The 20,330-nt window shown below is 62.2% G+C and carries 20 protein-coding genes; 11 read left to right on the plus strand and 9 right to left on the minus strand.

Annotation, left to right across the window (positions count from 1 at the left end; translation table 11 throughout):
* Nucleotide 1: 1 nt before the first annotated feature.
* Genes P0R31_RS16095 through P0R31_RS16115 form a run of 5 tightly spaced genes read right to left on the minus strand, consistent with a single transcriptional unit; the run spans nucleotide 2 to nucleotide 5,773 of the window.
* A complete protein-coding gene (locus P0R31_RS16095; protein WP_275514861.1) occupies nucleotides 2-874 on the minus strand; it encodes a branched-chain amino acid ABC transporter permease in 873 nt (290 codons plus the stop codon).
* On the minus strand, nucleotides 875-2,809 hold the full coding sequence (locus P0R31_RS16100) for an AMP-dependent synthetase/ligase (RefSeq protein WP_275514862.1): 1,935 nt from the start codon (nucleotides 2,807-2,809) through the stop codon (nucleotides 875-877).
* Entirely contained in the window at nucleotides 2,809-3,603 is a 795-nt protein-coding gene (locus P0R31_RS16105; RefSeq protein ID WP_275514863.1) for an ABC transporter ATP-binding protein, read from the minus strand. Before P0R31_RS16105 ends, P0R31_RS16100 begins: the two co-directional genes overlap by 1 nt.
* Complete coding sequence (locus P0R31_RS16110) at nucleotides 3,600-4,454, minus strand: ABC transporter ATP-binding protein (protein ID WP_275514864.1); 855 nt, start codon at nucleotides 4,452-4,454, stop codon at nucleotides 3,600-3,602. Before P0R31_RS16110 ends, P0R31_RS16105 begins: the two co-directional genes overlap by 4 nt.
* Before the next feature lie 5 nt (nucleotides 4,455-4,459).
* Nucleotides 4,460-5,773: a phytoene desaturase family protein gene (locus P0R31_RS16115; protein WP_275514865.1), complete on the minus strand. Its 1,314-nt coding sequence runs from the start codon at nucleotides 5,771-5,773 to the stop codon at nucleotides 4,460-4,462.
* 245 nt (nucleotides 5,774-6,018) lie between these two features.
* Between P0R31_RS16115 and P0R31_RS16120 the strand changes: the two genes are divergently transcribed.
* A complete protein-coding gene (locus P0R31_RS16120) occupies nucleotides 6,019-6,657 on the plus strand; it encodes a TetR/AcrR family transcriptional regulator (protein ID WP_275514866.1) in 639 nt (212 codons plus the stop codon).
* Between the two features lie 143 nt (nucleotides 6,658-6,800).
* Nucleotides 6,801-7,142, plus strand: coding sequence for a 5-carboxymethyl-2-hydroxymuconate Delta-isomerase (locus tag P0R31_RS16125; RefSeq protein ID WP_225123771.1), 342 nt, complete (start codon nucleotides 6,801-6,803; stop codon nucleotides 7,140-7,142).
* Between the two features lie 28 nt (nucleotides 7,143-7,170).
* Here the strand turns inward: P0R31_RS16125 and P0R31_RS16130 are convergent, their stop codons facing one another.
* From P0R31_RS16130 to P0R31_RS16140, 3 genes are read right to left on the minus strand one after another with little or no spacing between them, the layout of a single operon-like run.
* Complete coding sequence (locus tag P0R31_RS16130) at nucleotides 7,171-7,965, minus strand: IclR family transcriptional regulator domain-containing protein (RefSeq protein ID WP_275514867.1); 795 nt, start codon at nucleotides 7,963-7,965, stop codon at nucleotides 7,171-7,173.
* Nucleotides 7,966-8,025: 60 nt separating this feature from the next.
* Complete coding sequence (locus P0R31_RS16135) at nucleotides 8,026-9,264, minus strand: NAD(P)/FAD-dependent oxidoreductase (protein ID WP_275514868.1); 1,239 nt, start codon at nucleotides 9,262-9,264, stop codon at nucleotides 8,026-8,028.
* Entirely contained in the window at nucleotides 9,261-9,512 is a 252-nt protein-coding gene (locus tag P0R31_RS16140) for a 2Fe-2S iron-sulfur cluster-binding protein (protein ID WP_249782341.1), read from the minus strand. Before P0R31_RS16140 ends, P0R31_RS16135 begins: the two co-directional genes overlap by 4 nt.
* Before the next feature lie 290 nt (nucleotides 9,513-9,802).
* Here P0R31_RS16140 and P0R31_RS16145 point away from each other — a divergent pair, with 290 nt between their 5' ends.
* The 9 genes from P0R31_RS16145 (at nucleotide 9,803) to P0R31_RS16185 (ending at nucleotide 19,336) form a co-directional block, all read left to right on the plus strand.
* Nucleotides 9,803-11,488, plus strand: a complete 1,686-nt coding sequence (locus P0R31_RS16145) for an amidohydrolase (RefSeq protein WP_275514869.1) — start codon at nucleotides 9,803-9,805, stop codon at nucleotides 11,486-11,488.
* A gap of 56 nt (nucleotides 11,489-11,544) precedes the next feature.
* Nucleotides 11,545-12,903, plus strand: a complete 1,359-nt coding sequence (locus P0R31_RS16150; protein ID WP_275514870.1) for an aromatic ring-hydroxylating dioxygenase subunit alpha — start codon at nucleotides 11,545-11,547, stop codon at nucleotides 12,901-12,903.
* Between the two features lie 35 nt (nucleotides 12,904-12,938).
* Entirely contained in the window at nucleotides 12,939-14,381 is a 1,443-nt protein-coding gene (locus P0R31_RS16155; RefSeq protein WP_275514871.1) for a glutamine synthetase family protein, read from the plus strand.
* A gap of 31 nt (nucleotides 14,382-14,412) precedes the next feature.
* Nucleotides 14,413-15,588: an ABC transporter substrate-binding protein gene (locus P0R31_RS16160; RefSeq protein ID WP_430516834.1), complete on the plus strand. Its 1,176-nt coding sequence runs from the start codon at nucleotides 14,413-14,415 to the stop codon at nucleotides 15,586-15,588.
* Between the two features lie 64 nt (nucleotides 15,589-15,652).
* A complete protein-coding gene (locus tag P0R31_RS16165) occupies nucleotides 15,653-16,003 on the plus strand; it encodes a hypothetical protein (protein WP_275514872.1) in 351 nt (116 codons plus the stop codon).
* On the plus strand, nucleotides 16,003-16,872 hold the full coding sequence (locus P0R31_RS16170) for a branched-chain amino acid ABC transporter permease (protein ID WP_275514873.1): 870 nt from the start codon (nucleotides 16,003-16,005) through the stop codon (nucleotides 16,870-16,872). The genes P0R31_RS16165 and P0R31_RS16170 overlap by 1 nt, the downstream gene beginning before the upstream one ends.
* A gap of 16 nt (nucleotides 16,873-16,888) precedes the next feature.
* Entirely contained in the window at nucleotides 16,889-17,878 is a 990-nt protein-coding gene (locus P0R31_RS16175) for a branched-chain amino acid ABC transporter permease (protein ID WP_275515032.1), read from the plus strand.
* A 32-nt stretch (nucleotides 17,879-17,910) separates the two neighbouring features.
* Nucleotides 17,911-18,642 carry an ABC transporter ATP-binding protein gene (locus P0R31_RS16180; RefSeq protein WP_275515033.1) on the plus strand — a complete coding sequence of 244 codons (732 nt, stop codon included), beginning with the start codon at nucleotides 17,911-17,913 and terminating at the stop codon, nucleotides 18,640-18,642.
* Entirely contained in the window at nucleotides 18,623-19,336 is a 714-nt protein-coding gene (locus P0R31_RS16185) for an ABC transporter ATP-binding protein (protein WP_036004155.1), read from the plus strand. The genes P0R31_RS16180 and P0R31_RS16185 overlap by 20 nt, the downstream gene beginning before the upstream one ends.
* Nucleotides 19,337-19,388: 52 nt before the next feature.
* Here P0R31_RS16185 and P0R31_RS16190 read toward each other — a convergent pair whose 3' ends face one another.
* Entirely contained in the window at nucleotides 19,389-20,303 is a 915-nt protein-coding gene (locus P0R31_RS16190; RefSeq protein WP_275514874.1) for a LysR family transcriptional regulator, read from the minus strand.
* Nucleotides 20,304-20,330: the final 27 nt, after the last annotated feature.

The raw sequence follows: 20,330 nt of genomic DNA on the forward strand, positions 1-20,330 counted from the left end.
CCTAGACCCTCTCGATGTCGCGTTCGCCGAATATGCCGAACGGCCGGATCATCAGCACGACGATGATCATCGCGAAGCCGGCGATCTCCTTCATGCCGGAGCCGAGATAGCCGCCGGCGAGATTTTCGGTGATGCCGATGAGCAGGCCGCCAAGGCCGGAGCCGAGCACGGCGTCGAGCCCTCCCAGGATGGTGGCCGGAAACGCTTTGAGCCCGAGCTGGAACATGGCCGGCGACAGATCGTATGAAAGCGCGAAGAACACCCCGCCGATCCCGGCGATGACCGAAGAGGCCGCCCAGGCCAGCGCATGGACGCGGGTGGCGCTGATGCCCATCAGCAACGCGGTGCGGTCGTCGGCCGCAACCGCGCGCATCGCGACCCCCATCTTGCTGTAGCGGAAGAACGCCCAGATTGCCGCCAGCAGCGACAGCAAGGTCGCGATGACGGCGATCTGTCCGGTGCGGACGCCGATGCCGCCGAGGCGGACGATGTCGCGTCCCATGCCGACGTCGAGACCGTGCGGATAGGCGTCCCAGATGAAGTTGATCGCCGAACGCAGGATCACCGCCAGCCCGATGGTCACCATCACGGTCGCGAACACCGGCTCGCCCAGCATCGGCCGCATCACGACGCGCTCGATGACCAGGCCGAGCAGGATCGCGGCGAGGATGGCGCCGAAGGCGACCACGACGACGTTTCCGCTGACAGTGGTCGAGATGGTCCAGGCGATATAGGCCGTGATCATGGTCATCTCGCCCTGCGCGAAATTGACCAGTCCGGTCGATTTGTAGATGACCGCAAAGCCCATCGCGATCAGGCCGTAGATCGCGCCGATCGCAAGGCCAGAGATCAGGAGTTGCAGGAGATACTGCATTCAGTCCTCCGCCGGATAGACGATGGCGAGCTCGCGCGCGAACTTCTTCTCGATCATGGCGCGGCGCACCTTTTGCGTGGCGGTCAGCTCGCCGTCGTCATGGTCGAGCTCCTTCTCCAGGATGGCGAACCGCCTGACGTTCTCGACTCGGGCAAAGCGCGTGTTGGTGTCGGCAACGATGCGCTCCACCAGCTCGTGCACTTCGGGGAGCTGCGACAGCGACTTGTAGTTGGTATAAGCGAGTGCCCGGTCGCGCGCCCAGCGGCCGACATTGTCGTAGTCCACCTGGATGATGGCGCCGAGATACTTCTTGGCCTCGCCGACCACGATCGCTTCCTTGACGAATTCGGAATCCTTCAGCGCGTTCTCGATCTCGGACGGCGCGATGTTCTTGCCGCCCGCGGTGATGATGATGGCCTTCTTGCGGTCGACCACGGCGATTTCGCCATTGTCGAGCACCTCGACGATGTCGCCGGTGCGCAGCCAGCCGCCGGCCTCGAGCGTCGCCGTCGAGGCCTTTTCGTCGAGGAAATAGCCCTTGAAGACACCGGGACTGCGCAGCAGGATCTCGCCGTCGTCATCGAGCTTCCATTCGGTCCGCGGAAGCGGCAGGCCGCAGCCGCCGATCCGGTGGTGGCTCGCCGACTGGACGAAGGCGACGCCGCCGCTTTCGGTGAGCCCGTAGCCCTGCGAGACCGGTCGGCCGATAATGTCGAAGAAGCGCAGGGTCTCCGGCGAGATCGATGCACCTGCGCAGAGCCGATGGCGGCTATAGGCGAAGCCGAGGTGACGCTGCATATTCCGGAACATCAGGACATAGAGCAGGCCGTGAGCGGCACGATCGATGAGACTTTCCTTGCCCGCCTGCCGGCGATCGGAAAGTGTGCGACCCCAGGCGAGGCAAGCCCTGGTCAGGCTTTGCCGCAGCCTGCCGCTTTCGCCGAGCCGGAACAGAAAGCCCTGTTGCAGCTTCTCGTAGATGCGCGGTACGCCGACGAAGAAGGTTGGCGCGATCTCGCGGATATTGGTGGCGACGGTGTCGATCGATTCGGCAAAGCTCACCGTGCCGCCGAGCACCAGATGCGTCACCATGCCGTAGCAACGCTCTGCGACGTGGCACAGCGGCAGATAGCTGACAGCCTCGAACGGCTTATCCGCGATGCCGACAGCTTCTGCGTAGGTGTAGGCGGCGTAGACGAGATTGCGATGTGTCAGCATCGCGCCCTTGGGCGGGCCGGTCGTGCCGGAGGTGTAGACCAGGATGCAGACGTCGTCGGGCGCGCCTTGCGAGATCAGGCGGTCGAGTGCCGCGTTCGCGTCCGGAGTCTCGCGCGCATGGGCAAGGCCGCGCTGGCACAGCGCGTCGAACGACATCAGCGCCGGCTGGCGGTAGTGCCGCAGGCCCTTCATGTCGATGCAGACGATGGCCTCGACGTCGGGCAGTCCACCATTGTTGGCCATGGCGTCGAGCACTTTGTCGGTCTGCTCCTGGTCGCCGGTGACGACGACACGGGCGCCGGAATGCCTGACGATGTATTGCAGCTCGACCCAGGGATTGGTCGGATAAATGCCGACAGTCACGGCCCCGATCATCTGCGCGCCGAGATCGGCGTAGAACCATTCCGGCGTATTCTCCCCGGCGATGGCGATCCGATCTCCGGGCTTGATGCCGAGCGACAGCAGGCCAAGCGCCACCGCACGCGCCGTCTCGTAATAGTGGCGCCAGGAGTAAGGGTTCCAGATGCCGTAATCCTTTTCGCGCAATGCCAGCGCTTCGCCATGCATGGCAGCACGCTGTCGCAGGATTTGCGGAATGGTGATGGCGCCATCCCGGAGCGAGGCGCGGAAGGTCGCCGCGTCGCTCGTGGGCGCGCTGCGGGAGGCGGCGGCCTGGAGCGGCGGCAGCGTGGAGCGGAGGCTGTCGAGCGTCGACATCACGGTCCCGCCTGTGCTCGTGTGCCGGGGCTTTTGCCGCCGAGATAGGCTTCGGCGACGGCGGGGTGGTGTCTGATCGCGTCGGGCGTGCCTTCGGCAATCTTGCGGCCAAAATTGAGCACGTGGACGCGATCGGAGATGTCCATGACGATCCGCATCTCATGCTCGATCATCAGTACGGTGATGCCGAGCTCGTCCCTGATATCGAGCACGAAACGGGCGATGTCCTCCGTCTCCTCCTGGTTCATGCCCGAGACCATCTCGTCGAGCAGCAGGATCTTTGGCTCCGAGGCGAGCGCGCGTGCAAGTTCGACGCGCTTCTGCTGGCCATAGGACAGCGTCCCGACGACAGCGTCTCTGACATGCTCGATCTCGAGGAATTCGATGATGTGCTCGACCCGTTGCCGCGCCGCGATCTCCTCGCTGCGGGTGCGGCCGAAGAAGATGACGGCATCAAGCACGTTGGAACGCAGATGGGTGTGGCGGCCGGTCAGGATGTTCTCGACAACGGTGCCGTGCTTGAACAAGGCGAGGTTCTGGAAGGTGCGGCCGATCCCGGCGGCGGCAAACCGCCAGGGCGAGATGGTTGAAACATCGACCCCGTCGAATACGATTAGGCCGCCGCTCGGACGCAGCACGCCAGAGATCACGTTGAACAGGGTGGTCTTGCCGGCTCCGTTCGGGCCGATCACGCTGCAGATCTCGCCCGGCGCGACCGTGAGGCTGACATCGGCAATGGCCTGGAGGCCGCCGAAACGCTTGCTGAGGTTTTCTACGTGGAGGAGCGCGGTCACGACAGCCACCGCTTGCGGCGCTTGTAGTGCTTGACCTCGCGCAAGCTCTTGCGGCCGGCCGAGGAGACGCCGAGATAGAATTCCCGGACATCCTCATTGGCCGTGAGCTTCTTGGCGGTGCCGTCGAGCACGACGCGCCCCGTTTCGAGAATGTAGCCATAATCGGCGAGATCCAGCGCGCGCTGCGCGTTCTGCTCGACCAACAGCACCGTCATCTTCAGCTCGTCGCGCAGGCGGGCGATCACCTCATAGATGCGGTCGATAATCAGAGGCGCGAGCCCCAGCGAGGGCTCGTCGAGCGCGAGCAGAACCGGATCGGTCATGAGTGCGCGGCCGATCGCGAGCATCTGCTGTTCCCCGCCAGACATGTAGCCGGCGATCTGGTCACGTCGTTCGTAAAGCCGCGGGAATAACGAGAACACCTTGTCGCGACGCTCACGTGCCTCCGTACCGGTCCTCGTGTAGCCTCCCATCTGGAGATTTTCGTCGATCGTCAGCGCAGCAAAGACACGACGGCCCTCGGGTACTTGCACGATTCCGCGACGTACCAGCTCATCAGGGGCGAGCTGATGCACATCATCACCGCGAAAGCGGATGCTGCCGTTTTCGATCACGCCTTCCTCGGTGTAGAGGATGCCGGACATCGCTTTGAGCAGCGTTGACTTGCCGGCCCCGTTGGAGCCGAGCAGGGCGACGATGCCGCCTTCGGGCACCGCGATCGAGACGTCGCGAATGGCCTCGATCGCGTTGTCGTAGACGATGCGGATGTTGCGAAATTCGAGCAGGCAATCCGGCGCGGACATCGCGTGCGGCGCAGGGGAGGCTGTCGGAGTTCGAATCGTGGTCGGCATCGCGTTCAGACCCGGCTCGCCTGGGCCGCGGGCAGCCGCGCGGCGAGGATGGCGTCAGTGACGATCTTCGCCGTCTCCGCACAGGCCTGCGTACCGCCATTGCCATATTGCTTGACCGCATCGCCGACGCACCACAGGCCCTCGATGCCGGTCTCGCGCGGAAGGTCATAACCGGCGCAGCTCCGTTGCGCCGGCCAATCGTCGCGCATCACGCGGATGGAGAGGATCCTGGCCTGACCGAAATTACCGAACTGTTCGTGCAGGTCAGTCAGCGCAAGCGTGGTCTCGGCATCGGAGTCGAACTCGCCGAGCGCAGGAACCGGCACGGCATAGGCGACATAAAGATGCCAGCCTGGCGGCGCGAGCTCGGGGCAGGTGGCCGAGAGGTTCGCCATGTTGCAGAGACGGCGCGTCTTGCCGAACGTCACGATGCCGGGGTGGTTCAGCAGCGGCTCGCGGCTCGCGACATTGATGACGATGTTGGCGGCCGGACGGAGGTCGTTCCTGACCCTCGTGACATAATCGGCCGGGAAGGCGGCTTCGCCGGCAAGCGCGACGGTGGCCTTCGGCCCCGCATTGCTGACGACGAGATCGGTGTCGATCCGCGTCGGCTTGCCGTCCCGGAGCAGGGTCACGCCGCTCACCTGCCCGTTCGTCGTGTGGATCTGGGTCGCCGGGGTGCCGAGCCAGACCTCGCCATTGCGCCTGACCGCGGTCGCAAGGCTGTTCCAGACGCCGACCGTTCCCTCCGGGCAGAAGCCGAACTTCTTGAAGGCGCCCTTGCTGGTGAAATAGGTGAGGAAGGCGCGAGCCGGCAGCTCGGCGGCGTTGCAGGCGAAGATTGCCGCACAGAGATTGCGGAAGAGCGCATGCACGGTGGCGTTGCTGGTGTAGCCCTTCAGCCAGTCCTCGGTGGATTGCCGGCCGTCGGGCAGATTGCCGGAGCGGGCGTCGGCGAATTTCTCGAGGATGCGAGAGGCCTGCTTGGTCAGTTGCCCGAGCAGGAGCGACCAGCCGCCGCGGCCGACGTCGATCAGCTTGCCGTCGATGAAGAAGGAGCTTGCCGGCTCCGGCGCGCGAATGTCGAGCGGGACGCCGACGGTGCGAAACGTCTCCTCGAACACGCCGCCGAACTCGATCGCGATCGCGCCGATATTGACCTTGAAGCCGTCGATCTCCTCGGTGGAGGCACGGCCGCCCAGCCTGTCGTGATCGTCGATCAGGACGGTGTAGAGCCCGGCATGGGCCAGCCGCGCCGCAGCGCACAGGCCGCCGGCGCCGGCACCGATCACGACAGCATCGACCTTCCGACTGTCCACGCACAACCTCCCTGATGCCGCCGGGTTGGTCCCGCGTGCCTGAATTGCTTGCCTGACGAGACCGGAGGATATTATAATCCGACCGGCCGTTCAAATTATTTTTTGATCTGGATCAAATTTTCGGACGCCTTGGCCGGAGTTCTGGTGGACTTGTGTCCGCGAACTGAGCGCGATGGCCGAAGCGGTTGTATAGAGGAGCGGGGGTCGCCGGATTCGGCGGCGTTCGATTCGAGCGAGAGAGGCCGATGGCGCGGACGCGCTCCGAGAACTACGACGACATTCACCGCGGAATCATTGTGGCGGCCCGCGGCCTGTTCGCCGAACACGGCTATATGCGCGCCTCGATCGCCGATCTCGCCGAAGCGTGCAAGCTATCCCGCGGAGCGCTGTATCACTACTTCGAGTCGAAGGAAGCGATTTTGTTCGCAATCCTGGACGAGCACGTGCGCCAGATGATTGCGGATGTCGAGAACGCGATCGCGAAGCATGCCGCGACGGAGGACCAGTTCCGGGCGGCGATCCGCGCCATCGTCGATCTCAATGCGCGTTCGCCGCAGGAACAACGCCTGATCCTCAACGATCTGACGTTCCTCTCCGACGACGATCAGCAGACGATCAAGTCCCTCGAACGCCAGATCGTCGATCTGGTTTCCGGCCTGCTGCTCCAGCTCGACAATCACGGCAAGATCGTCAAGCGGACGCGGAAGGTCTACGCCATGATGCTCTTTGGCACACTGAACTTCAGCCACACCTGGTATGATCCCAAGGGCGGGATTGCGCCGGCCGAGTTCGCGGACATGATCGTGGATCAATTCCTGTATGGGATCGCCAGTCCCGCTGTGTCACGGCATCCCGCGGCGTCCGCGCGCTCTGCCAAATCCTAGCCGATCCGCCGACGCAACGGGTCAACCACTGTAACCGATCGCAACTCTCGGCTCGTGAGGGCTGCGGCACGCGAAGGCCGGGCCACCGTATCGACGCCGGTGAGGTCATCCCATGAACGCCACCTAAGAACGAGAACAACGTCATGCCGCACTTGGTGATCGAATATTCGGAAGGGGCGCTCGCTCGCGACGACGTAACAGGCTTGATGGAAGCGCTCTTTGAAGCCGCTTGGCGAACGGGCATCATGAAGGCGGAGGACGTCAAGGTGCGGGCGTGCGTCTACAACGATTTCCTGGTTGCCGGGAAGCGTGACAGCTTCGTGCATCTGTCTGTCCATTTGCTCGAAGGTCGATCGCCCGACCAGAAGGTCGAGTTGAGTACGAGCCTTCGACGGACGATGACAGAGCGATGCCCGGATGTGGTCAGCATAAGCGTGGATGTCCGTGACATGGACCCGGTCGCCTACAAGAAACGGCTAAAATGACGGGTGCTCGCCAAAAGGCGGCAGCTTCTCAGACGAGCAGGGGCTGCGCGGCGAGGGACATCTCCTTGAGGAGAGGCAGGAAGCGATCGATCATCTCACCGGTCGTGATGCGATCGACATGAGCGCCGATATTTGCGGCCGCGATGACGGCGCCATCGTAGCGGCGAATTGGCACCGATATCGACCGAAACCCCTCTTCGGCTTCCTGATCGACAAGGCTATACCCTTTGGTGCGGTCGGCAATGATCGTCGCAATCACTGCCGATTTGTCGACCAGCGTCGACTGGGTCTGAGCCGCCAGCTTCATGCCGTCGACCGTTCTCGTCAGCTCGTCGTTTGCCAATCTGCCCAGCAGAACGCGTCCCACCGACGTGCAGAAAGCCGGCAGCCGATATCCTATGTCCAGTCCGGTCGAAAATACCCGCGCCGGACTCGAGCGGGCGATAAAAACGACCTCTTCGCCATCCAGGATCGCAAGGGAGCAGACCTCCTTGGCCTTGCCGGCGACCTCGTCCATCAACGGCTGCATCACGGTGCTGATTTGGTTCGACGTCAAATAGGCCGAAGCCAAAAGCAGCACTCTGGGCGTTAGCGAAAACAACCGCTCGTTGCCCACGACGAATCCGGATTTTACGAGGGTCATCAGAATCCGGCGCACCGTCGCCCGCGGAAGATTCGCGCTCTTGGAGAGGTCGCTGAGGGTCATTGGACGGCGATCGATACCGAACGACTGTATCACGCGAAGACCCCGATCCAGGGTCTCGATGAACTCGCTGCCCTCCCGCGCCTTTTCCTCTTCTTCCGTACGCTTCAGCCTCGGCATTCTGTTGGGCGGTCCCTGTCGGCGGCCTCTCGAAAGCGAGAACCATCACAAATCCGCGCGCTAGGCGCCAGCCTTGTCTCCGGCTGTCACCAGGGATTTGAGGTCAAAGGAAGGGTCTGCGGCTTGCTCCGGTGCGGGGGAGATCCCCGCGGCAATCAGGCGTCGGGCTGCCATTTGCTCGCCTGGCCGGTTGACGCTGTCCACCGCGACCAATCGGCCCTGGCGATAGTAGAAGACCGAGAATCTTCCGCCGTCGACACAACCTCGGACCGCCTGCCGATCATATTGTCCGGCCAGCCCGACGATCTGCAGCTTGACGTCGTATTGGTCGGACCAGGACCTCGGCACATTCTCATAGGGCGCTCGAGCGCCGGCGATCGCCAATCCAGCGGCCTTCGCTTGATCCTGGGCGTTCTGCACCGATTCCAATCTCACCCAGCTTTCGCAAAAGCGGTTGAAGTGGTTGGCGCAGTCACCGGCCGCGAAAATGTCCGATGTTTCGCATTGTCCGTGCTCGTCAACGACATTTCCATTCGTGCATCTGAGCCCCGCCGAGCGCGCGATCTCGTCATTGGCGACACCACCAATCCCCACCAGCACCAGGTCGGCGTGGACAACGGCACCGTTGTCCAGCACGACAGCGGAAACTTTTCGATCGTTTCCTTTGAAGGAAGCGACCGTTTCGTCCAGCATCACGTCGACGCCAGCCCGCAAATGCGTATCAAGAAGAAAGGTCGACAAGACCGGCGAGACGGCACGTTCAAGCAGGCGGCTGCTCGCTTCCACGACGGTGACCTTCTTGCCCAGCTTTGCCGCGGAGGCCGCAACTTCCAGCCCTATGAAGCCGCCCCCGACGATGACAATCTCCGCAGCATCGGTCAGACGTGCCTTCAGGTCGACCGCATCGGTCACCGAACGCAGATAGCAAACTCCATCGAAGTCCGCGCCCTCAACCGCGATGCGCCGCGCGCGCGAGCCTGTGGCGATGAGGAGTTTTTCAAACTCCAGCGCGTTGTCGCCGGCCAGAGTGACCTGTCGCGCGCGCAAATCGAGCAGCGTGGCGCGCTGCCCAAGAACGAGATTGATCTGCTTGCCTTCGAAGAAAGCCTCGTCGCGCAAGATCAGATTTTGCTCGCTGATGCGCCCGAGAAGGAAGTCCTTGGATAGCGGCGGCCTCTGATAGGGCAGCCACCCTTCGTCGCACACGATGGTGATGGGCTGAGAATAGCCGGCGTCACGAGCCGTGAGAGCGGCTTGAACCCCCGCATATGATGCGCCGATGATGACCAGTCCCGTCATGATTGCCTCGCCGGCACATGGACCACCAGCTCGTCGAGAGGGGCGGGCACCTTCAGCTGGCAACTCAGCCGACTGTTCGGCTTTCGCTCTCCCGAGACGGCGGACAGCAACTCGAGCTCTTCTTCGCTCGGCTGAGGGACAGAGCTTGCTTGTTCTTCATCGACGTAGACGTGACAGGTCGCGCAATCGAGGCAGCCGCCGCATTCGCCGTCGATGCCGTGAATACCGTTGCGGACGGCCGCGAGCATCACGCTCACGTCGCGTCCGACCTCGATGGATTTTCCGCTGCCGTCCTGCTGGACAAATCTCACTCGCGGCATCCGACCTCCGTCCCTTACGCTTGTTCGATCTAAGAACATAAGTTCGTTAAACGGTTACAGCAATGCTAGCGGCGCCTCCATCCCGACCTGTTTGCCGCCAGTGCGGCGCCATTGGGCAGGTTCTGCGGAAATATTTTGCTTGATTGCGCGTCACACTAGAGTCATTCTGAAAAAATATCGAACGTACGTTCGTTTACCGAACAAGCGGGCAAGGTACAATGAAGCTGACGACAGCGATCGTGGGAGTCGTGCTCACATCAAGCGCGGCGTTTGCCCAGCAGCAGGAGGCCAATGCTCCCTCGCTTGCCTTGATCAACGGCAAGATTCTCACCATGGACGGTCAGTCAAAGGTTGCGGAAGCGCTTGCCGTTCGTGACGGAAGAATCCTGGCCGTAGGAGACACGGCCACGATCAAGGCGTTGACCGGAAATCGCACCCGCACGATCGACTTGCAGGGCAAGACGGTCGTTCCCGGGCTGATCGACACGCACGCGCATTTCAAGGCTGCCGGTCTGTCCGACTACGTCGTCAACATGAGCGGCGCCAAGACTGTTGCGGATGCCCTCGCAAGCATCAAGCAGTTCGCGGCGAAGAAAAAGCCCGGCGAGTGGATCATCGGAAGCGCCTGGCATCCCCCGTCACAGCTCGCGGAAAAGCGTTACCTGACACGCCAGGAAATCGACGGCGTCGCGCCGAACAATCCGGTCTATCTCCGGACCGTTGGCCACTTCTCGATGGCCAATTCGATGGCGCTCGAGAAGGCCGGCGTAACCAAGGCCACGCCAAACCCAAGCGGCGGATCGTTTGAGCGCGACAGTGCCGGTGACCTGACCGGCGTTCTGGTCGAGACGGCGATCGATAAGGTCGAAAAGACCGTTCCGGAGTGGACGGCGGACGACGAGTTTCGCCAATTCAAGCTCGCGCAAGGTGTGCTGAACTCGTTCGGGATCACCAGCGCCGTAGAAGGGGCCACCTCGCCCAGGGACATCGCGGCCCTGCAGCGCGTGGCGCAGGCCGGTGAAGCAACGCTACAGGTCGGTCTCATGTGGCGCCCGGAGCCTCCCGCCGAGAACGCGGCCTGGGAGGCCATCATGCGAGGCAACGGCGCCTCCTCGGGCTTTGGCGATGACTGGCTGAAGTTCGCCGGAATCAAGATCCTTTACGATGGCGGCATGACGCTCAAGACGGCGCTCATGCGCGAGGCCTATCCAGACTCGCATGATGACTACCACGGCATTGCCCAGCAATCGCCGCAACGCCTCAAGGAGCTGGTGTCCATTTGCAATCGCCACAATTGGCGCGTGGGTGTCCATGCCGTCGGCGACAAGGGCATCGACCACGTCCTTGATGCATTCGAAGCGGCCGACAAGGAGAAATCGATCAAGGACCGGCGTTTCGTCCTGATCCATGGAAGCTTGATAGTGCCCGAGCAAATGGAGCGCGCAAAACGCCTCGGTGTCAGGGTCGACCTCCAGAACGTGTTCATGTGGGACAAGGCGGCCACCGTCGAGCGCTTCCTGGGTGCGGCGGTCGCCAATCGGGCCGTGCCCACGAAAACTCTGATCGAGAAGGTGGGGCTGAACAGCCTCGGCGCAGGCACCGACTTCCCGGTGAACACGATCAATCCCTTCATCAACATCTACGTCATGGTAACCCGCAAGGATCTCGCCGGACGCGTTTATGGAGCGAACGAAGCCGTCAGCCGCGAGCAGGCGCTGCGCCTCTACACCAGCGCGGCATCGCACTATATGCTCGAAGAGAACGAGAAGGGGACGATCGAGGCCGGGAAACTTGCGGATCTGACCGCGTTGTCGGCGGACCTCATGACGGTCCCCGAGGAGCAGATCAAAGACATCAAAGCCGACCTGACGATCGTCGGCGGCAAGATCGTGTTTCAGCGTTAGTCCGCGTCCCGATAGCATGAGGACGCATCTAGAAGCCGGGAGAGGAGATCCAAGTCATGATGAGCCAAGAGCAGAACGACCTCATTACCCGCGTCGGACCGAAGGCGCCTGCGGGAAAGCTGATGCGGATGTATTGGCAGCCTGCTGCGCTCGTCGACGAACTCGCGGAGGGGCGCCCCATCAAGGCCGTCAAGCTTCTCGGTGAGAACTTCGTTCTGTTCAGGGACGAAACGGGGCGCTATGGCCTGCTCGATCGCGACTGCCCGCATCGGGGCGCCGACCTTGCCTTTGGCCGGCTCGAGAACGGAGGCCTGCGTTGCGCCTTCCACGGGTGGCTGTTCGACGCCACGGGGCAATGTCTCGAGACGCCCGCCGAACCTGCAAACTCCTCGCTCTGCAAAAACATCAAGCAGCGATCCTACCCCGTCCTGGAGAAGGGTGGAATCCTGTGGGCATATTTGGGTGAAGGCGAGCCGCCCGCGTTTCCGGAGATCGACTGCTTCGCGGCGCCGGACGAATACACCTTCGCCTTCAAGGGCCTGATCGAATGCAATTGGCTGCAGGCCCTGGAAGTCGGCATCGACCCGGCCCACGCATCGTTCCTTCACCGGTTCTTCGAGGATGAGGATACATCGGCGGCCTACGGCAAGCAGTTTCGCGGTGCGTCGGCCGACTCGGAGATGCCCATGACGAAGGTCCTGCGCGAGTACGACCGGCCGATCATCAACGTCGAGCACACCGAATACGGCCTGCGGCTCATCGCCTTGCGAGAAATCGACGAGCAGCGCACCCACGTTCGCGTCACCAACCAGCTATTCCCGCATGCGTTCGTCATTCCGATGAGCACGGAGATGACGATTACCCAGTGGCACGTGCCTGTCGACGACGTGAATTGCTATTGGTATGCGATTTTCACCAGCTACGCCGCGCCCGTCGACAAGGCGAAAATGCGCGCGCAGCGCCTCGAGCTTTACGAATTGCCGGAATACCGCTCGCGGAAGAACAAGTCGAACGACTACGGCTTCGATCCGCACGAGCAGGCGACCGAGACGTACACCGGCATGGGCGCGGACATCAACGTCCACGACCAGTGGGCCGTCGAGTCGATGGGCGCTATTCAGGACCGGACGCGTGAGCATCTCGGGCAATCCGACAAGGCGATCATTCAGTACCGCCGGCTGCTTCGCCAGGAGATCGAGAAGGTGGCCTCCGGGGGTAAGCCGCTGTTGTTCCTCGACGCTGCCAGCGCGCGCAGCATCCAGGGGCCGGCCACAATGGACGGCATCGGTCCGACGAAGGGCTGGGAAACCTACTGGATGGAAGTGGATGTCAAGCGTCGTCGGGGCGCTCCCTGGGCCGCGCCGGTGCCCGCCGAGCTCGCCAAGAAGGTGCCTCATCTGACCGCCGCCGAATAACCCAGGCCCGGCCCAGCTCAGCAAAGGAGATGTCGTTGAGTTTCGTCGAAAAGCACGGTCTCTGGTCGGCCGAACAGAAGGAGGCTGCCACCCGCATGCGGCGGATGGCGGAGGAGCAGGAGTTGCATACGATCCGGCTCTCCTTTCCGGACCAGCACGGCATCTTGCGCGGCAAGGCGCTGGTCGCTTCCGAGGCGCCCTCGTCGATCGAGAGCGGCTGCTCGATAACGACGACATTGCTCGCGAAAGATACCTCTCATCGCACGGTGTTCCCCGTCTTCACCGCCGGGGGCGGGTTCGGGATGCACGAGATGCAGGGGGGAGGCGACATCTTGATGGTCGCTGATCCCACCACCTTCAAGGTTCTGCCCTGGGCACCAAAAACCGGGTGGGTGCTTTGCGACCTCTACTTCTCCGACGGACGACCCGTGCCCTTCGCCTCCAGGGGCCTGTACCAATCCGTGCTGGGGCAGCTCAAAGACCGGGGCTATGATTTCAAAGCGGGCCTCGAGGTCGAATGCCACATCTTCAGAGTCGAGAATCCCCGACTGGCGCCTTGGGACGCCGGCAGTCCCGGCCAACCGGGCGAGCCTCCGGAGGTCAGCCTGCTTTCGCAGGGCTATCAGTACCTGACGGAGCAACGTTACGACCAGATGGAGCCTGCGCTCGAGCTGATCAGGCAAAACATCGTGGCGCTGGGCTTGCCGCTTCGGTCGATCGAGTTGGAATACGGGCCGAGCCAGTGCGAGTTCGTGTTCCAGCCCACCGTCGGCATTGAGCCGGCGGACACCATGGTGCTGTTTCGTACGGCAGTGAAGCAGATCTGCAACCGCCACGGCTATCACGCGACCTTCATGTGCCGGCCGCGGATACCGAACGTGATGTCATCGGGGTGGCACCTTCACCAATCGCTGGTCTCCCGAACAGACGGCGTCAACGCGTTCATGACCAGCGAACCGGCCGGCCTGTCGAAACTTGGCAAGCACTATATGGCCGGGCTGCTGGAGCATGCCAGGGCATCCGCGGTCTTCTCGACGCCGACGATCAATGGCTACAAGCGCTACCGTTCCTATTCGCTGGCTCCGGATCGGGCGATCTGGGGACGCGACAACAGGGGCGTCATGATCCGCGTGCTGGGCGGTCCCGACGATAAAGCCACCCGGCTCGAAAACAGGATCGGCGAGCCGGCCGCAAACCCCTATCTTTACATGGCGTCGCAGATTCTGGCCGGCCTCAACGGCATTGATCGCCAGCTCGATCCCGGTCCGTCGGCGGACACTCCCTACGAGACCAAGGCCAACCTCCTACCGACCTCCTTGCGCGAGGCGGTGTTCGCGTTGCGCGATGACCCCTTCTTCCGCGAGGCTCTGGGAGAGAAATTCGTCGACTACTACGTTTTCATCAAGAACGCGGAAATCGAGCGCTTCCAATCGACGGTCACCGAGTGGGAGCAGCGAGAATATTTCGAAATGTTCTGAAACAGCATCACCGAAGCGGGAGAAGAGAGATATGAGCTTGAGGTTTGGACTTGTTGGGGCCGTCGCGATTGCCACTGCCTGGATGTCGCCGGCGCAGTGCGACACGATCAAGGTGGGGATCATCGGCACCATGTCCGGTCCGTATGCCTTGTTCGGCCAGAACTTCAAGCACGGCATTGACGCCTGGGTGGCCAAGCGTGGATCGAAAGTCGGCGATCATCAGATCGAGTTTGTCTATCGCGACGAAGAATCGCCGAACCCCGCCAAGTCGAAATCATTGGCTCAGGAGTTGATCGTCAAGGAGAAGGTTCAGTACATCGCGGGACTGTACTTCACTCCGGACGCCCTGGCCGTCGCTCCACTTCTCGAGGAAGCGAAGGTGCCTATGATCGTCATGAACGCCGCGACGTCCGCGATCGTGGAGAAGAGCCCCTACATCGTGCGGACGTCCTTTACGATGTGGCAGAATACGGTCCCCGCGGCGAAGGTGGCGAAGGCCAGAGCGGCCAAGAAGGTGGCGATCGCCGTCAGCGATTACGGCCCCGGCATCGATGCCGAAGCAGCCTTCAAAAAGACGTTCGAGGCAGATGGAGGCACCATCGTCCAATCGATCAGGATGCCGCTCAATACGACCGACTTCGGCCCGATCATGCAAAGGATCAAGGATTCCGGCGCAGACATGATCTTCACGTTCTTGCCGGCCGGTCCGCCAACCCTGGGGTTCGTCAAGGCCTATATCGACAACGGGCTGAAAGCGTCCGGCGTGAAGTTGTTGTCCACGGGTGATGTCGTGACCGAGCCCGATCTTCCGACTATCGGTGACAGCGGCGTAGGCATCTTGTCGACTTACCACTACGCGGTCTCGCATGAATCTCCAGAGAACAAAGCCTTCCTGGCCGACTTGATCAAGGCTGGCGCCAAGCCTGACGACATCACCATGGCGTCGGTCGCGGCCTATGACGGTGCCCGGCTCATCTACAAGATGGTTGAGGCCACGAACGGTCAAAAGGACCCGGACAAAGCCCTTGCGGCCGTGAAGGGCATGACATGGGTCAGTCCGCGCGGCCCCGTGTCGATCGACCCGGATACCCGGCATATTCGTCAGAACGTTTATCTGCGCGAAGTCGTGAAGCAGGACGGCAAGCTCCTCAACAAGGAACTGCAAACGTTCGATGCGCAGCCGGACTGGGGCCTGGCGAAGAACTAGAGCGGATCGCTCGCGATGTAAATCTCGCGAGCAATCTCTTCATCGTGTCGGAGAAGGGCCCGGAATGAGTGGTCGGTCGCAGTCTATTCGCTTCGTCAACGGTCGCATCTATCGCGATGCCAGCGACCGGATTCCGGCCGATACGCTGGTGACGCAGAATGGCGCCATTCTTTTTGTCGGCGCTCGGGACGAGGCCCCCTCCGCGGACGTCACCGCGCATGCGATGCGACAGGAGAGCTGGCGGGGCGCTCTCCGCGCCGGCAGCGCCGCGGACCTGATCGCCTTGGAGCAGGACCCGTTCGACTCGTCCGTCGACCTGAGGTCGGTCAAGACCTTGATGACGGTGGTCCGCGGGACCATTCAGCATGACGTGTTGGGGTCGCAACATTTCAAGGCCGCGGAAGCATTCAACTAATGGCGTGGACGGGTCTCAGCATCGGGCTGGATGCCTTCTCGTACGGCATGGTGCTTTTCATCATCTCCATCGGCCTGTCCATCATGATGGGCCTGATGAGGGTCGTGAACCTTGCTCATGGCGCATTTGCGATGATCGGGGGGTATCTCGCATCTTTTGCGCTCAAGAACGCGGGAGTTGGATATCCACTCGCAATTGTCCTGGCGGTCCTCGGCACCATCGCGATCGCCTTTCCGCTCGAGTTTCTTCTCTACCGCCGGATTTATCGCAAGTCCGATGAGCTGACCCAGATATTGCTCACGATCGGCATCGCGTTCGTCATCATCGGCGTTGCCAACTACATTCTTGGCCCGACAACCAAATCCATTCCACTGCCTGCGCTGCTGAGCGGTCCCGTCGATCTCGGCTTCCGAATGATTCCGGCTCATCGGATTTTCGTGATGATTTGCGGAGTGTGCACCGCGGGCTTGCTCTGGCTGCTGATCGACCGCACCGAGTTCGGGATCCGGCTGCGTGCCGCGGTCGACAACGGTGACATGGCCGAGTCGCTCGGAATCAAGACGCAGATCCTTTTTTCCGCGACCTTCGCGCTTGCGGTTGGCCTGGCGGCGTTCGGGGGCGTGGTGGGCGCCGAACTGCTGCCCGTCGAGCCTTTCTACGCGCTCAGATATATGGTGACGTTCCTCGTCGTCGTCTCGGTCGGCGGGGCAGGATCGATCCCGGGCGCCGTGGCGGCATCGATATTGCTTGGCCTTGCGGACACGACCGGCAAGTACCTTGCACCCGAATATGGTGAGTTCTTCTTCTATCTTGCGGTCATCCTGGTCGTGTTTCTGTTCCCGAACGGCCTTTTGGGCAGGAGGCACTGACGTGACCGATCGAGCCATGGTCGATGGCGTGAGCCCGCCGCGTTTTTCCGTGCCGCTTGAGCTGCGCGCTGTCGCAATCACGCTGGCGCTCGGAGCGCTCGGCTACACGCTTTTTCCGGACGACCTCGCGTTTCTGACGCGACTGATCAGCATCACGCTTCTGGTGCTGTCGCTCGATCTGGTCACGGGGTATTGCGGCGTCGCCACCCTTGGACATGCTGCGATCTATGGTGTGAGCGCCTACGTCGTGGGTAACGCCTGCCTTGCCGGACATTCCGACCCCCTGCTGTTGTTGCTCGTGGGGGCGGTGGCCGGTGCCGTGATGGGGCTGGTCTCAGGCGTCCTTGTCACGAGGTTCAAGGGTCTCCCCCAGCTCGTGCTATCCATTGCCGTCGGACAGCTCATCGCGGCGCTAGCCAACAAACTGTCCAGCCTGACGGGCGGAAGCGATGGATTGTCCGGCATTTCGCCTGGACGAATCTTCGGGGTCTATGCGTTCGACATGTACGGTCGCACCGGCTACGTGTTCTCCGTTGCGGTTCTCATGGTCGTGTTCGTGGTGCTGCTTCGAATCGTGCACTCTCCGTTCGGTCTGCTTTGTCAGGCAATCAAGGATGACAGCCTGCGAGCTCGGATGATCGGCGCCCGCGTGTATCCCCGGCTCGTGCTGATGTACGGCGTGTCGGGCGTTGTTGGCGGAATTGGTGGTGCTCTCAATGCGATCAATACGGGCGTCGTGGGACTGGATAGCATCGGATTTGAACGGTCGGCTGAAGCTCTCGTCATGCTGGTCCTGGGTGGCGCAGGCAGTCTGTGGGGCGCGCTGATCGGATCCATCGTCTTCCAAGTGTTCGAGCACTACGTCTCGGCCGCGAATCCATTCCATTGGATGACCATGGTCGGTGCGTTGCTGATCGCGGTCGTTTTGTTCGCCCCGAAAGGCCTGGTGTCCCTGGGAGGCTTGCTTGCCGGTCGCACCGCCTCGGTGCTGAGGAGGCGCCCGTGAGCCAGCCGCTGCTCGAACTGCGAAACGTTTCGATGTCCTTCGGCGGGATGCGGGTCAACGATGATATTTCCTTCAGTATCGGGAAGGGAGAAAGGGTCGCGTTGATTGGCCCGAACGGCGCCGGCAAGACCACGCTCGTCAACGTCATCTCCGGTGACTTGAACCCTTCACAGGGTGCCGTCCACCTCGCTGGGGTTGATGTCACCGCGCTACCGATTTCCGATCGCGTCGACGCCGGCTTGATCCGGACATTTCAGATCACGAGGCTCTTCAAGAGCCTGACGGTCGCACAGAACGTCGCGCTCGCCGTGATGCAGCGAAAGGGGCTCACGAGAAGCATGTTTTCCTCCCCGATGGATCGGCCAGACGTTCGTCGGGAGTGGGAGCGGGCCCTTGGAACGCTCGGTATCGCCCATCTGGCCGACAGGCAGGTCTCGCATCTGGCGTACGGTCAGCAGCGCCTTCTTGACCTGGCAATCGGGCTTGCTCTCGAGCCGAAGGTCCTGCTCCTGGACGAGCCCGCGGCAGGGGTTCCGTCAGAGGAGTCCTCCAAGATCATCGAGGCGATCGACAGATTGCCATCTGATATCGCGGTCTTGATGATCGAGCATGACATGGACCTGGTGTTCAAATTTGCCCGCCGTGTGCTCGTTCTCGCCAACGGAAAGCTGATCTTCCAGGGCGATCCGGCAGAAGTCACGCACCATCAGGAAGTCCGTCGAGCTTATCTAGGTAGCTACGCAGATGCCCGCCACGCGTCTTGAAGTCAAAGGTCTCAGTGCCGGGTATGGCCCCACCCGTATCATCGATCACATGTCGTTCGAGGTCTTGCCCGGAGGCCGTCTCAGCATCCTTGGTCGAAACGGAGTCGGCAAGACGACCTTGCTCGCATCGCTGATGGGTCTGACGACCCATCATGGGGGAAAAGTATTCCTGGGCGAGGCTGATCTCACGGATACCAAGGCATCGACACGCGCTCAACGAGGTCTCGGCTACGTACCGCAGACACGCGACATTTTTCGGTCGCTGACGGTGGAAGAAAACCTGGTCGCGGGTCTCAAGGATCGAGGTCGAGAGGCACTTGAAGAGGTCTACGTGATGTTTCCGAGGTTGGCCGAACGTCGACGCCATTTCGGGACGCAATTATCGGGCGGCGAGCAGCAGATGCTCTCGCTCGCCAGGACGCTGCTGGGAAGGCCTTCAGTTCTCCTCTTGGATGAGCCGCTCGAGGGGCTCGCGCCGGTGATCTGCGATCAGATCATGGAAATCATCACCGCGCTGGCGAGTTCTGGTGAGATGACCATCGTTTTGGTCGAGCAGCAGATCGAACGAGCGCTGCGCTTTGCCGACCATGTCATGGTGGTTGAACGCGGCAAAGCGGTCTGGAGTGGCGAATGCGCGCACTTGCGCGACGACCCCAAGATGGTCGAGCGCCTGCTCGGTGTTGGGGTGCACTGAGGCATTCGGCTTTCTTGTCATTGAGACGATGGGCAAGTTCGTGTGCACGGATTCACCCGCCGCTGCGTGCCGCGCGCTGGCGCAGCAGCTTGGCGAACGCCTCCGCGGGCGGTGAGAGCACGAGCCCGCGTCGTTGATATATATAGTAGCGGCGGCGGATTTCCGGAGCGCGCAGCTTGATGAAACGCACGTCGAAATTCGGCGCGAACAGCCGTCCGTAGTCGGGAACGGCCGCCAGGCCGGTCCCAACGCCCACCAGCGCCAGAGCGGTGGTCAGATATTTGACCTCGACGGCGGTCTGCATGGAGAGCGAGCTGTCGTGCGCATGCAGCAGGCTCTCCAGGTGCCGGTTGAACTCACTGGAATAAATGACCCAGCGTTCGTCGCGCAGTTTTTTCCACGAGACGGCGCGTTGCCGCGCCAGCGGGTGCTGCGCTGAGCAGACCACTCGGATCGGTACATCCATCAGGAATGTGCTGGTGACATCCTCGCCGGTGGCGCGCTCCGGGCCGACGCCCAGTTCGGCCTCGCCCCGGCGGACCGTGCTCACCACATCGTCCGCCATCGCGTCGGTCACGCGCAGGCCGACATCCGGATGGGCTTGCTCGAACTCGCCCAGCACTGCCGCGACCCATGTGCATGCCAGCATCTGCGGCGCTACCACGCGCAACAGGCCGGTGCGAAGGGAGCGAAGGTCCGAAGCGCCGTCTGCGATCTGTTGCACGTCATCCAGGATGCGGCGCGCCAGGGGAAGCAATTGCTGGCCGGCCGCCGTCAACAACACGACCGCGCCGCGGTCGAACAGTTTCAGCCCGAGGGTCTCCTCGAGTTGCTGAACCAGCATGCTGACTGCCGACTGCGTCAGGTTGATCTGTCGCGCCGCCGCCGTGAAGCTGCCCGCTCGAGCGACCGCGGCAAAGGCGCGCATCTGGCGCAGGCTGAGAGTGGAGAGAATGGCGGGCCGCATCACATGTCCTCGCTCGAACGGATCGAC

It is taken from the genome of Bradyrhizobium yuanmingense (assembly GCF_029167105.1).
In the GTDB taxonomy this organism is placed as follows: Bacteria; Pseudomonadota; Alphaproteobacteria; order Rhizobiales; family Xanthobacteraceae; genus Bradyrhizobium; species Bradyrhizobium yuanmingense_A.

Coding starts and splice junctions, on each gene's coding strand:
- P0R31_RS16150 (WP_275514870.1), top strand. CDS start 11,545: ATGATGAGCCAAGAGCAGAACGACCTCATTACCCGCGTCGGACCGAAG.
- P0R31_RS16180 (WP_275515033.1), top strand. CDS start 17,911: ATGTCCTTCGGCGGGATGCGGGTCAACGATGATATTTCCTTCAGTATC.
- P0R31_RS16125 (WP_225123771.1), top strand. CDS start 6,801: ATGCCGCACTTGGTGATCGAATATTCGGAAGGGGCGCTCGCTCGCGAC.
- P0R31_RS16160 (WP_430516834.1), top strand. CDS start 14,413: ATGAGCTTGAGGTTTGGACTTGTTGGGGCCGTCGCGATTGCCACTGCC.
- P0R31_RS16100 (WP_275514862.1), bottom strand. CDS start 2,809: ATGTCGACGCTCGACAGCCTCCGCTCCACGCTGCCGCCGCTCCAGGCC.
- P0R31_RS16190 (WP_275514874.1), bottom strand. CDS start 20,303: ATGCGGCCCGCCATTCTCTCCACTCTCAGCCTGCGCCAGATGCGCGCC.
- P0R31_RS16135 (WP_275514868.1), bottom strand. CDS start 9,264: ATGACGGGACTGGTCATCATCGGCGCATCATATGCGGGGGTTCAAGCC.
- P0R31_RS16175 (WP_275515032.1), top strand. CDS start 16,889: ATGGTCGATGGCGTGAGCCCGCCGCGTTTTTCCGTGCCGCTTGAGCTG.
- P0R31_RS16110 (WP_275514864.1), bottom strand. CDS start 4,454: ATGCCGACCACGATTCGAACTCCGACAGCCTCCCCTGCGCCGCACGCG.
- P0R31_RS16145 (WP_275514869.1), top strand. CDS start 9,803: ATGAAGCTGACGACAGCGATCGTGGGAGTCGTGCTCACATCAAGCGCG.
- P0R31_RS16120 (WP_275514866.1), top strand. CDS start 6,019: ATGGCGCGGACGCGCTCCGAGAACTACGACGACATTCACCGCGGAATC.
- P0R31_RS16095 (WP_275514861.1), bottom strand. CDS start 874: ATGCAGTATCTCCTGCAACTCCTGATCTCTGGCCTTGCGATCGGCGCG.
- P0R31_RS16185 (WP_036004155.1), top strand. CDS start 18,623: ATGCCCGCCACGCGTCTTGAAGTCAAAGGTCTCAGTGCCGGGTATGGC.
- P0R31_RS16170 (WP_275514873.1), top strand. CDS start 16,003: ATGGCGTGGACGGGTCTCAGCATCGGGCTGGATGCCTTCTCGTACGGC.
- P0R31_RS16130 (WP_275514867.1), bottom strand. CDS start 7,965: ATGCCGAGGCTGAAGCGTACGGAAGAAGAGGAAAAGGCGCGGGAGGGC.
- P0R31_RS16165 (WP_275514872.1), top strand. CDS start 15,653: ATGAGTGGTCGGTCGCAGTCTATTCGCTTCGTCAACGGTCGCATCTAT.
- P0R31_RS16140 (WP_249782341.1), bottom strand. CDS start 9,512: ATGCTCGCGGCCGTCCGCAACGGTATTCACGGCATCGACGGCGAATGC.